Source organism: Sorangium sp. So ce367, from assembly GCF_051520455.1.
GTDB classification, from domain to species: Bacteria; Myxococcota_A; Polyangia; order Polyangiales; family Polyangiaceae; genus Sorangium; species Sorangium cellulosum_B.
In genome coordinates this window covers 1-12,125 of the sequence record NZ_CP150334.1, presented here as the reverse complement: position 1 = coordinate 12,125, position 12,125 = coordinate 1, and the positions used below count along the sequence as shown (strand labels likewise).

Annotated in this window: 6 protein-coding genes; 3 read left to right on the top strand and 3 right to left on the bottom strand. The window is 73.3% G+C overall.

Features of this window, described 5'->3' with window-relative positions:
• Positions 1-20: 20 nt before the first annotated feature.
• Positions 21-2,468 (bottom strand): HAD-IC family P-type ATPase, encoded by a 2,448-nt coding sequence (locus WME97_RS00030; protein ID WP_437548402.1) that lies wholly within the window; start codon positions 2,466-2,468, stop codon positions 21-23.
• Position 2,469: 1 nt separating this feature from the next.
• Complete coding sequence (locus WME97_RS00025; protein ID WP_437548400.1) at positions 2,470-3,732, bottom strand: aspartate aminotransferase family protein; 1,263 nt, start codon at positions 3,730-3,732, stop codon at positions 2,470-2,472.
• 267 nt (positions 3,733-3,999) lie between these two features.
• Between WME97_RS00025 and grpE the strand changes: the two genes are divergently transcribed.
• The 3 genes from grpE to WME97_RS00010 all read left to right on the top strand — a co-directional run bounded on the left by grpE (position 4,000) and on the right by WME97_RS00010 (position 10,672).
• The gene (gene grpE, locus WME97_RS00020; protein ID WP_437548398.1) at positions 4,000-4,584 is read left to right on the top strand and encodes a nucleotide exchange factor GrpE; all 585 of its coding nucleotides are present in this window, start codon (positions 4,000-4,002) and stop codon (positions 4,582-4,584) included.
• Positions 4,585-4,771: 187 nt separating this feature from the next.
• Positions 4,772-6,634, top strand: a complete 1,863-nt coding sequence (gene dnaK, locus WME97_RS00015) for a molecular chaperone DnaK (RefSeq protein ID WP_012232637.1) — start codon at positions 4,772-4,774, stop codon at positions 6,632-6,634.
• Positions 6,635-6,754: 120 nt separating this feature from the next.
• Complete coding sequence (locus WME97_RS00010) at positions 6,755-10,672, top strand: serine/threonine-protein kinase (protein WP_437548396.1); 3,918 nt, start codon at positions 6,755-6,757, stop codon at positions 10,670-10,672.
• A gap of 37 nt (positions 10,673-10,709) precedes the next feature.
• Here WME97_RS00010 and dnaA read toward each other — a convergent pair whose 3' ends face one another.
• Positions 10,710-12,125, bottom strand: a complete 1,416-nt coding sequence (dnaA, locus tag WME97_RS00005) for a chromosomal replication initiator protein DnaA (RefSeq protein ID WP_437548394.1) — start codon at positions 12,123-12,125, stop codon at positions 10,710-10,712.

The following is a 12,125-nucleotide window of genomic DNA, read 5'->3' as shown; positions in this document are numbered from 1 at the left end:
CCGGCGACCGCGCCCGGCGCTCAGCTCTTCGCGTCGAGCGCGCGGGCGTGGACGACGGCCATGACGCCGCCGAGCAGCGAGGCGATGGGCGCGTAGGCCGGCGGGAGCACGAACGCGGCGATGACCGCGGCGCCGACGAGCGCCGGGGCGACGCTGAGCGCGAGCCCGACGCGCGCCTCGAGGCGCGTGCGGTGCGCGAGCGCGAGGGAGAGCGCGGCGTCGCGGACGTCGTCCGACGCGAGGACCGTGGAGAAATCGGCGGGCGCCGAGCCGGCGGCGCCGAGCGCCACGGAGACGTCCGCGGCGCCGAGCGCGGCGTCGTCGACGCCCGCGTGGCCGAGGACGGCGACGCTCGTGCCCGCGTCGATCAGGCGACGCACCTCCGTGCCGCGATCCGCGGGGAGGACCTCGGGGCGGATGTGATCGATGTCGAGCGAGCGGCCGATCGCCTCGCACGTCTCGCGCGCGTCGCCCGACATCAGCACGGGCTCGATCTGCGCGTCGAGCAGGTGCTGGATGGCGGCCCGCGCCCCGGGGCGCAGCCCGTCCTGCAGGCCGATGATGCCGACGAGGCGAGCGCCGACAGCGACGAGGACCACCGTGCGCCCCAGCGCCTCGAGCTCGGCGACGCGGCTCTCGGCCGCGGCGATCGAGATCCGCTGCTCGAGCATGAGCGCGCGGTTGCCGACGCAGAGGTCCTCGCCGGACGAGGTGACGGCCGTCACGCCGAGGCCGGGGTGGAAGTTGGGGTTGCGCACGCCGTCGGGCCGCAAGCCGCGGGCGCGCGCGGCGCGGACGATCGCCGTCGCGACGGGGTGCTCCTCGGTGCGCTCCGCCCCGGCCGCGAGCGCGAGCACGTCGCTCGGCTTGAGCTTCTGGCCGGTCGCCTCCAGCTCCGCGAGCTCGGGCTCGCCGAGCAGCAGCGTGCCGCGGGCGCAGAACACGGCGACCGAGGTCTTCCCTGCGCGATCCCAGGCGTCGGCGCTCTTGTAGACGATGCCCCGGCGGAGCCCGAGCAAGATGCCCCGCGCGACGTGCACCGAGGCGATGGACGCCGTGATCGCCGTGGACAGCGCGGCGAGCACGGCCGCCGCGGTCATCGCGATCTCGATCGGAGCGCGCCCGGCGACGAAGGCGGAGAGCGCGCCGATCGCCGCGGCGCCGATCGCCCAGCGCTCGGTCAGGGCGCGGGAGGCCTGCGCGATGGGCGCGAGGGCGTCCGCGCGCCGGCGGGCGTCGAGCAGGACGCGCGCGACCGCGCGATCGCCGCCGGAGAAGGTGCACGCGCCGACGAGGCGACCCCGGACCACGGTGGCCCCGGCGACGACCGGGTCGCCGTCGCGGCGGCGTGTCGGCGTGGTCGCGCCGATCCAGGGGAGCACCTCGACGTCGCCGCCCGTGACGATGAGGTCGACGGGGACGATCTCCCCCGCGTCGACCTGGACGCTCTCGCCCGGTCGCAGCTCGTAGAGCTCATCCCCGGCGCCCTCGACAGGACCGCCGTCGCCGCCGCGCTGAGGGGCGCGGTCGGCGGGCGCCGAGCCCTGCGCCCACGCGCCAGGCGGCCGGCGCGCGGGGGTCGAGAGCACGGATCCGATCCACGCCCGCTCCGCGAACACGCGATGTCGGGCGCTCTCGATGAGCCACGCGCTGATCGCGCTGGCGGTGGCGATCACGCCGGCGAGCGACGCGGCCTCGGCCGCGAGGGCGCGGTCCTGACCGAAGAGGGCCCAGACGGCGGCGACGAGCCCGCCAAGGACGGGGGCGAGCATCGGCGCAGGGTGCGGATCCGTCGCGTCGCGCGCGGTCGTGGCGGCGCGGCCAAGGAGCATCCCGGCGCTCACCGTGGCGAGCACGATGCGCGCGCCGATGACGAGCTTCGCGTCCCCGGCGAGGGTGAGCGCGACGGCCAGCGTCCCCGCGATGATCGCGAGCACGAGCAGGAGCGCGCCGATGTCCCGCGCCTCGACCGCGTCGTAGCGCTGCGGCTCCTCGCTCAGGATGGTGTTCCCGATGGGCTCGAGCAGCGCGCGATCGTCGTCGAGGACGGGCAGATCGGGGAGCTTCTCGTCGAGCGACACGGGGGGGAACGCGTTCACGATCGGCGCGTCGAGATCGGCGACGCGCGCCGCGCCCTCGTCGGCGCTCGCCCGCGCGGGCTCCGCGCGCGGGGTGCGCGGGGTGGAGGCGTGGTGCCCTCCGGCGCCGGGCGGCGCGCCCGACGGGAGCCCCCGGGGAGGAGCGCCGGCGAAGGGCGCGCCCGGCGCCGCGAGGCCCGAAGGCCGGGCGTCCCCCGGCGCAGGCGGCGCTTCACCGAGGAAGGCGTGGCGGCACCGCGCGTTGCAGAAGTAATGGAAGCGCTGATCGAAGATCGCCACCTGCCCCGCGCGCAGGGGATCGATCAGCTTGCTGCAGCCCGAGCACGGGACGGGTGCGACGGCGGGACCCGCGGCGCGCGATGCGACCACCTCAACCTGCAGCCGGCGTCTCGGCGAGCGCGGCCTCGACCTCGGCCAGCGCCTCGTCGATCTGCGCCTCGCTCACGATCAGGGGCGGCGTGAACCGGAGCACGCTGCTGCCCGCGATCGTGAGCAGCACGCCCCGATCGCGCGCGCGGCCGAGGGCGGCCCGCGCGTCGACGGTCGGCGCGAGGATGAGCCCGCGGAGCAACCCGCGCCCGCGCTCGCCGAGGCACACGCCCGGCAGCCGCGCGGCGATCGCGGCGAGGCCGCGGCCGAGCTGCTCGCCGCGCTTCACGGCGGCCTCGCACAGCTTCTCTTCCTCGATGACCGCGAGCACCGTGCGCGCCGTGGCGGACGCGAGAGCGTTGCCCCCGTAGGTCGAGCCGTGCGAGCCCGGGGGCAGCGCGCCGTTGAGCCGCTCCCGCAGCACCAGCGCGCCGACCGGGAACCCACCGCCGAGCCCCTTCGCGAGCGCCGCGGCGTCGCCCTGGACGCCGTCGTACGTCGCGCCGAGCCAGTGCCCCGTGCGCCCGATGCCGGTCTGCACCTCGTCGATGAGCAGCAGCGCGCCGTGCTCGTCGGTGATGCGCCGCAGCTCGGCGAGGAAGCCGGCCGGGGCCGGCAGCACGCCGCCCTCCCCTTGCACCGGCTCCACGAGGATCCCCGCGACGTCCGGGCCCATGGCCGCGCGCACCGCCGCCGCGTCTCCGTACGGCACGTGCGTGACGCCGTCGAGCGAAGGGCCGAAGCCCTCGCGGTACTTCGGCGTCCCGGTCAGGGCGACCGCGCCGAGGGTGCGGCCGTGAAACGCGTTGTCGAACGCGATGATCCGGTAGCGCCCCTCCTCGCCCCGGTTGAAGAAATGGCGGCGCGCGAGCTTGAGCATCGCCTCGTTCGCCTCCGCGCCCGAGTTGCAGAAGAAGGCGCGGTCGAAGCCGGTCTTCGCGCAGAGCTCCTCGGCGAGGCGGAGGTTCTCGGCGTTGAAGAAATAGTTGGAGACGTGCATCAGGCGACCCGCCTGCTCGGAGATGGTCGCCACGAGCCGCGGGTGAGCGTGCCCGAGCGAAGCCACTGCCACCCCCGCGCACATGTCAAGGTACCGGCGCCCCTCCGTGTCGAAGAGCTCGCAACCCCTGCCGCGGTCGAGGACGAACGGCGGCTGGCGGTAGTTGCCGAGCAGGTGCTTCTGCGCCGCGAGGAGCGGCGCGCTGGCCGGCGTCGAGGCGTTCGCCGGAGGAGGTTCGGCGGCGGGGCTTGTGGCGATGCTCATGGGGGGCGATCTAACGCCGGGCGGGGGGTCGGAGCAAACGCTCGATGCAGCGCCCGCAGCGGATCGTGGAGACCCGGGCAATCTGACCCGCCGGAGCGCGGCCGGAGCGCGTCCGGAGCGCCCGCGCGCCGGCCCCCCCACCCGCGGGCGTCCTGGGCCGGCGCGGCGGCGAGCGCCGGCGCGCTCGGACGGCGGCGCTCGCCTCCGGGCCGACCATGGGCCTGGCGATTGCCAGCGGATCGCGGCTGGTTATAGTGCCGCCGTCCTATGAGCGATTCGGAACAAAATGGGTCGAACCAGAACACGGGGGAGACGGCAGAGGCGCACGCGGAGCGCGCAGAGGCCGCGGAGCAGCAGGCCTCCACCCCCGAAGACAAGCTAGGCGAGGTGCAGGCCGAGGCCGCGCGGATGCGCGAGCAGCTGCTGCGCACCGCCGCGGATTTCGACAACTTCCGTAAGCGCTCCCGGCGCGAGGTCGAAGAGGCGCAGCGCCGCGGCCGCGAGTCGATCCTGAAGGATCTGCTCCCGGTCTTCGACAACCTCGAGCGCGCCGCCACCCACGCCGAGAGCGCGCCGGACGTGAAGTCGGTCGCCGAGGGCGTCCGGATCGTGACGAAGCAGTTCGTCGACACGCTGGAGCGCATGGGCATCAAGCGCATCGCCGCGGTCGGCAAGCCCTTCGATCCCAGCGTGCACGAGGCCATCCAGCAGCTCGACTCGACCGAGCACCCCGCCGGCGTCGTGATCGCGGAGGTCCAGCCGGGATACATGCTGGGCGATTACCTGATCCGCGCGGCCATGGTCGTCGTCTCGAAGGGCTCGCCCGTCGAGCCGGCGCCCGCGGCGAACTGAGCCTCCGCGCGGCGTCGCGCCGGCTCCCTCGGCGCACACCACCGGCACGGTGCGCATCCTGGCGGTGATCCTGTCCGGGATCTGCCGTGCCCCGCTACCTCGCCGCACGATCTCCCCAAATATCGCGGGCGCCCAGGTCGTCTCCCCACCCGGAGAGCATCCAGGCCTGTAGTATCTTTCGCCGCATATGGGGAAGGTGATCGGCATCGATCTCGGGACGACGAACTCGTGCGTGGCTGTCGTCGAAGGGGCAGGCGTCGCCTCGGCCAACGATGTTCGGGTGATCCCGAACGCCGAGGGCGCGCGCACCACGCCGTCCGTGGTCGGCTTCCCCGCGAGCGGTGAGCGCCTGGTCGGGCAGGTCGCGCGACGCCAGGCGGTCACGAACCCGCAGAACACCATCTACGCGGTGAAGCGGCTGATGGGCCGCAAGTTCACCGCGCCCGAGGTCAGCAAGCAGATCAGCCTCGCCCCCTACAAGATCGTCGAGGCGCCGAACAGCGACGCGTGGGTCGAGGTCAAGGGGCGCAACTACTCGCCGCCCGAGATCTCCGCGGTGATCCTCGGCCAGATGAAGCAGGTCGCCGAGCGGTTCCTCGGCGAGCCCGTGACGGAGGCGGTGGTCACCGTCCCCGCCTACTTCGACGACGCGCAGCGGCAGGCGACGAAGGACGCAGGGCGGATCGCCGGGCTGGACGTGCGCCGGATCATCAACGAGCCGACCGCCGCGGCGCTCGCCTACGGCCTCGACAAGGTGAAGGCCGAGACGATCGCGGTCTACGATCTCGGCGGAGGCACGTTCGATATCTCGATCCTCGAGATCGCGAGCGGGGTCTTCAGCGTCAAGGCGACCGGCGGCGACACGCACCTCGGCGGCGAGGACTTCGACCAGCGGATCATCGACCTGCTCGCCGACGAGTTCGAGGGGAAGAGCCGCATCGATCTGCGCCGGGACCGCATGGCGCTGCAGCGGCTCAAGGAGGCGGCCGAGAAGGCGAAGCACGAGCTCTCGTCGTCGCTCGAGACCGAGATCAACATCCCCTTCATCGCCGTCGGCCCAGGCGGCGGGCCGCTCCACCTCGAGCGGACGATGCGGCGCAACGAGCTCGAGATGCTCTGCGAGGGCCTCATCCGGCGGACCATCGACGTCTGCCGCGCGACGCTCGGGGACGCCAAGCTCCCCGTCTCCGCCGTCAACACGGTGGTCCTCGTCGGCGGCATGACCCGGATGCCCGCGGTGCAGGCGGCGGTGCGCGAGTTCTTCGGCCGGGAGCCGAACAAGGGCGTGAACCCCGACGAGGTCGTCGCGGTCGGGGCCGCGCTGCAGGGCGCCGCGCTGTCCGGACAGGTGGACGAGGTGCTGCTCCTCGACGTGACGCCGCTGTCGCTCGGCGTCGAGACCGGCGGCGGCGTGAGCTTCAAGCTCATCCCGCGCAACACGACCATCCCCACCGAGCGGAGCGAGATCTTCACGACGAGCGTCGACAACCAGAGCTTCGTCCCCGTGCACGTGCTCCAGGGCGAGCGTGAGATGGCCGCGGACTGCCGGAGCCTCGCCCGCTTCGAGCTCACAGGCATCCCTCCCGCCCCGCGCGGGCTGCCCAAGATCCAGGTCACCTTCCGCATCGACGAGAACGGGATCGTCCGCGTCGAGGCGCGGGATCTCGGGACGGGGCGGGTGCAGGAGATCCGGGTGACCCCCACGAGCGGCCTCACGCCGGACGAGGTCGAGCGGCTCGTCTCGGAGGGCGAGCGGTTCAAGGAGACCGACGCGCTCCGGCGCGATCTCGCCGAGCTCCGCAACCAGGCCGAGACCCTCGTCTACACGACCGAGCAGGCCCTCGAAGGCTACGGCGATCTGCTCGACGCCGAGCTCCTCGGCGAGGTCCACGCCGAGTGCGCGGCGCTGCGGAAGCTGCTCGAGGCCGGCGGCGACCTCGACGCGCTCCGGGACGCGTACGCGCGTCTGGAGGGGGCGGCGTTCCGGATCGCGGAGTCGATGTATGGAGGGGACGATGACGCCGGCGCAAACAAGGCCGTCGAGACATGACGCGCGGCTAGGCGACGCGGCCGGCGCGGCGGCGCCGGCGCGCGCGCCGATCGCGGGCCGTCCCCTCCGGAGCGCCGCGCGCGCCAAAGGCGCGACGCTGCGTGGGGCGCAGGCGGGGCGATGCTGAGCGAGACCTTCGGGCGGTATCGCTTGCTCGAGCGCCTGGGCGAAGGCGGCATGGCCGAGGTCTTCAAGGCGAAGAGCTTCGGCGTCGAGGGGTTCGAGAAGGTCCTCGTCATCAAGCGCATCCTCCCCAAGCTGGCCGAGCAGGGGCGCTTCGTGGACATGTTCGTGCACGAGGCGAAGCTCGCCGTGCGCCTCTCGCACGCGAACATCGTGCAGGTGTTCGACCTCGGCCGCGTCGACCATCCGAACGGCGATCCGACCAGCTACTTCATCGCGATGGAGTACGTCCCCGGGCTCGACCTGGCGACGCTCCTCGCCCGCTGCCGGAGGGCGAAGAAGCCGATCCCCCTCGCCATGGCGGTCTTCATGACGGCCGAGATCGCGAAGGCGCTCGATCACGCGCACCGGCGGCGCGACGAGCAGTCGCGCCCCCTCGGCATCGTCCACCGCGACATCTCTCCGCAGAACATCCTGCTCTCCTGGGAGGGCGAGGTGAAGGTCACCGACTTCGGCATCGCGAAGGCGACGCAATCGATGACCGACGAGGAGGTCGGCGAGAACCGCGCAGGGAGGATCCGCGGGAAGCTCGCCTACATGAGCCCCGAGCAGTCGCGCGCCGGCGCGATCGACGGCAGGAGCGATCTCTTCTCGCTCGGCACGGTGCTCTACGAGATGCTCGCCGGGTCGAACCCGTTCGCGGCGCCGACGGCGTTCGAGATCATGCGGCGGCTGCAGGCGAGCGAGTATCCGCCGCTCGCGCTCGTGCGCCCCGACGTGCCCCGGTCGCTCGTCGACGTCGTGAGCACGATGCTCGCGAAGAACCCGGAGGATCGGTTCCCCGACGCCGGGCGGCTGCACGAGGCGCTCCTCGGCTTCTTCTACGCGACGGCCGAGCGGTTCGGGGCGAACGACCTCGCCGATTTCCTGGAGCCGTTCCACGAGGAGAAGAGCGCAGAGATCCAGGCGAGCGCCGTGCTCGAAGAGGAGCCGAACGGGGCCAACGAGCGCACGCCGGTCGAGGTGCCGCACACGACGAGCACGCGCAGCCGCTCGGCGTCGGGGCTCCTCCAGCTGCTCGAGAAGGCCGACAGCGGCCCGGCCGCGCGCGGGCTCGGCGAGCGGCGCGAGGTCACGGCGCTCGTGCTCATCTTCACGGGATCCGAGGACGACGCGGCGAGGCGCATGGCGCGGGCCCGCGACGTGCTGGCGCGCTACGGCGCGCTGCTGCTCGAGCAGGAGGCGTCGCAGCTGGTCGCCGTCTTCGGGCTCGGCGACGCCGACGGCCGCGACACGGAGGCCGCGGCGCGCGCCGCCCTCGTGATCCTGCGCTCGCGCGGCGGGGGCGCCGCGGTCTCCGCCGGCATCCACCTCGCCCGCATCCTCGTCGACAGCGCCGGCGCCCCGATCCGCGACGAGCGGCTCACCTCGCTCATCGCCTCCGCCCAGGCGCTCGCCCGCGCGACCGAGTCCCAGGTCGCCGTGTCGAACCTCACTGGGCGCGTCCTCCGCAACGCGTTCGCGACCGAGGAGCTGCCCGGCGCGGGCCGGACAGCGCCCGAGGGGGGGCGCGTCGTCACGTCCGCGCAGCCCCCGGACGGCGCGTACGGACGCTTCATCGGCCGCCGCGAAGAGCTCAAGCAGCTCGGCGACATCCTGGCCGACGCCACGAGGAAGCGCGCGCAGATCGTCGTCATCCAGGGCGAACGCGGCATCGGCAAGACGCGGCTGCTCGCCGAGATGGAGCGGCGGCTCTCGAAGGGCGACTACAACGTCGGTGTCTACGTCGCCTCGTGCCCGCACAACGGCGCCGACGTCCCGTGGAGCGGCCTCACCGCGATGCTCCAGGTGCTCTGCGGCATCCAGGAGGGCGACGACGAGGAGCGCATCCGCGCGGTGCTGCCGCGGCTGCGGGCGCTCGGCCTGCGCGACGACGAGTCCGCGGCCGTGCTCGGTCAGCTCGGCGCGGCGCTCGCCGAGAGGCGGGCGCCGCAGGGGACGACCGCGATCCTGCGCACGGCGTTCCCGCGCATGGTGCAGAGCCTCTGCGAGGATCGCCTCCACTGCTTCGCGTGGGACGACGCGCAGGCGATGGACCAGCTCACCGCCGAGACGCTGCTCGCCACCGCGGGCCGCGCCGGCGGGCTCCGCGCCGTGCTGATGCTGGCGACGCGCAGCGACCCGCCGCCGCTGCTCGAGGCGCACCCCCACTTCTACCGGCTCAAGGTCGGGGAGCTCTCGGACAGCGACAGCGCGCGCCTCATGTCGGCGCGCATCGGCGCGAGCTTCCTGCCGCCCGACGTCGTCGCCTTCTGCCGCGAGCGCGCCGGCGGCCACCCGCTCTTCCTCGAGGAGCTCATCAGGGAGCTCCTCGACTCCGGCGCGCTCAGCGTCGTCAGCGGCGTCGTGAAGGCGCGGCTCGACGGCGCGTCGGCGGTGCCGCGCTCGCTGCGCACGCTCATCGCGACCCGGGTGCGGCGGCTCGATCCGAGCGACCGCGCCGTGCTCCAGGCGGCGGCCATCCTCGGCGATCCGGTGCCGACCGAGGTCCTCGCGGCGCTCCTCCAGCAGAAGCTCCCGGCCGTGAACCGCGCGATCTCCGGGCTCGCGACCCGCGACCTCTTGCGGCTCAAGGGCCCCGCGCAGGCGAGCTTCGCGTCGCCCATGCACGGGGAGATCGTCCTCGACGCGATCCCGCCGGAGCTCCGCCGGGAGCTGCACGCCGCGGCCGCGGCGGCGTACGTCGCCGTCGTCGGCGAGGACGGCGCCGAGCACGCCGAGCGCATCGGGCAGCACTTCTACCAGGCCGGCGATCGCGACCGCGCCGCCACGTTCTACGCGCGCGCGGCGCTGCACAAGATCCGCGCGAGCCAGCTCGATCCGGCGCTCCGGCTCATCTTCCAGGCGCTCGATCTCGGCGACCACGCCCACCGCTCGCCGGCGGAGCTCTCCGCGTGGCTCGGCGCGCTCGCCGACGTCGTCGTGCGCGTGCGCTCCGCGCCGGATCTCGCCGACGTCGCCGCCCGCGCGCTGCGGCGCATCGACGAGGCCGGCACGCCGGAGCAGAAGCTCTCGGCCCGCGTCGACCTGGCGCGCGCCCTCGGCGCGGTGGATCTCTTCGCCGACGCGTACGCGAGGCTCGAGGAGGCCTACGCCCTCGCCGGCGATCGGGGGGACCTCCGCCGCAAGGCGCTCGCGTGCGAGACGGAGATCGGCGTCCGGAGCGGCGACTTCGCGCGCGCGGAGCGCGCCGTCGAGCAGCTCGAGGCGACGGGCGCGATCGACGATCCGAGGCTCTTGCTCGCGATCTCCCAGACGCGCGCGGCGACGGGCGACATCGCGGCGGCGCTCCGCGCCCTCGATCGGGCAGAGGCGCTCGGCGATCCGGGCGACCTCGCGGCGGCGAGCGAGCGCGAGAAGCAGCGCGTCCTCGTGCACGTGTTCCTGCGCGACTTCGACGCGGCGGTGAAGAGCTCCGCCCGCGCCGTCGACCTCGCCCGGTCCGCGGGCCTGCGCTTCGAGACCGCCGCCGCGCTGCACAACCTCGGCGACGCGAGCCGGCGGCTCGGCGATCTGCCGCGCGCCTACGCGTCGCTCACCGAGTCGAAGGAGCTCGCCGAGGAGAGCGGCCACGAGCGCCTCGCCTCCATCAACCGCGCGCACCTCGCCTACCTGGACGGGCTGAGCGGCGCGGTCGGCGCCGGCGAGCTCCTGCGCGAGCTCGCGCGCTACGCCGACGCGCGCTCCTACCGCACCGACGCCCTCGAGAGCCGGTACCTGCTCGGCGCGCTCCTGAAGCAGCGGGGCCTGGTCAAGGAGGCGCGGCGCGAGCTCGCCGAGGTGCTCGATCTCGCGTCCGCGTACGGCAACAAGCTCGTCGCGGACGACGCGCGCTCCGCGCTGTCCGAGCTCTGACCCCGCGCGCGCGTCTTCCGCGTCACGCGCGCGCGACTCACTCGTCGGCGAGCTTCTTCTCGAGCGCCTCGAGGTGGGCGCGGACCTGCGGATCCGAGTCGCGCTGCGCCTCGATCTTGCGGACGGCGCTCATCACCGTCGTGTGATCGCGGTTGCCGAAGGCCCGACCGATCTCCGGGAAGCTGCACTTCAGCCGCTGCTTGCAGAGGTACATCGCGACGTGGCGCGCGAAGGCAACGCTCTTGTGGCGGTCCTTCGAGGTGAGGTCGATCGAGCGCAGGTGGAAGTGGTGGCACACCGCGCGCTGGATGTCCTCGACGCTCATCATCTGCGCGCGCGGCGGCGACGTGGCCGTGATCTCGGCGCGCGCGAACGGGAGGTCGACGGGGCGGCCCGTGAGCGAGCTCTTGGCCGCCAGCCGGATCAGCGTCCCCTCGAGCTCGCGGACGTTGGAGCGGACCATCTGCGCGAGGTAGAGCGCCACGTCGTCCGTGAGCGCGATGCCCTCGAGCGCCGCCTTGTTCCGCACGATCGCGACGCGCGTCTCGAGCTCCGGCACCTGGATGTCGGCGACGAGCCCCCAGGAGAACCGCGAGACGAGCCGCTCTTCCATGCGCTCGAGGTTCTGGGGGTACTTGTCGCTCGTCACCACGATCTGCCGGTCGAGCGTGTGGAGCGCGTTGAAGGTGTGGAAGAACTCCTCCTGCGTCTGCTCGCGCCCGGCCAGGAACTGGATGTCGTCGACCAGCAGCACGTCGCAGCTCGACCTGTACCGCGTGCGGAACTCGTCCATCCGGTGGTGCTGGATGGCCGTGATGAAGTCGTTCGTGAACTTCTCGGCCGAGACGTAGATGATCCGCGCGTCCGGCCTGCCCTCGAAGACGCGGTGCGCGATCGCGTGCATGAGGTGGGTCTTGCCGAGCCCCGTGCCGCCGCAGATGAAGAGCGGGTTGTAACGGCGTCCCCCGCCGCCCGCGGCCGCGATCGCGGCCGCATGCGCCAGCTGGTTCGAGGGGCCCACGACGAAGCTCGCGAAGGTGTGCTTCGGGTTGAGGTCGTCCGGCATCGACGGGACGCGCCGGAGCGTCGGCTCGGGGCGGGGCGCCGGCGCTGGCGCCGCGCTCGACGGACGCACAACGAGCGCCCGTGGACGCACCGGGGTGAGCTCCACGCGCTGCGCAATGGGCGCGTCGAGGTTCTGATCCACCGTCCACGCGACCTGGACCGACCAGCCGGTGAGCTCTCGGATCTTGTCCGTGAGCGCTGGCAGGAAATTGTCCCTGACCCACTCGAGGACGAACTCGTTCTGGACACGCAGCGTCAGGACGCCGTCGGTCAGATCATCGAACTGAACTCCCCCGAACCACTGATCGAAAGTGGCCGGGGAAAGCGTCCGCGTATGCTCGATCGCCCGATCGAAGACCTCGCGCGGCTCGTGTTTCGGAATCGTCAT

Excerpts from the sequence above, each read along its gene's own strand:
- WME97_RS00025 (WP_437548400.1), bottom strand. The coding sequence starts at position 3,732 with ATGAGCATCGCCACAAGCCCCGCCGCCGAACCTCCTCCGGCGAACGCC.
- WME97_RS00010 (WP_437548396.1), top strand. The coding sequence starts at position 6,755 with ATGCTGAGCGAGACCTTCGGGCGGTATCGCTTGCTCGAGCGCCTGGGC.
- dnaA (WP_437548394.1), bottom strand. The coding sequence starts at position 12,125 with ATGACGATTCCGAAACACGAGCCGCGCGAGGTCTTCGATCGGGCGATC.
- grpE (WP_437548398.1), top strand. The coding sequence starts at position 4,000 with ATGAGCGATTCGGAACAAAATGGGTCGAACCAGAACACGGGGGAGACG.
- dnaK (WP_012232637.1), top strand. The coding sequence starts at position 4,772 with ATGGGGAAGGTGATCGGCATCGATCTCGGGACGACGAACTCGTGCGTG.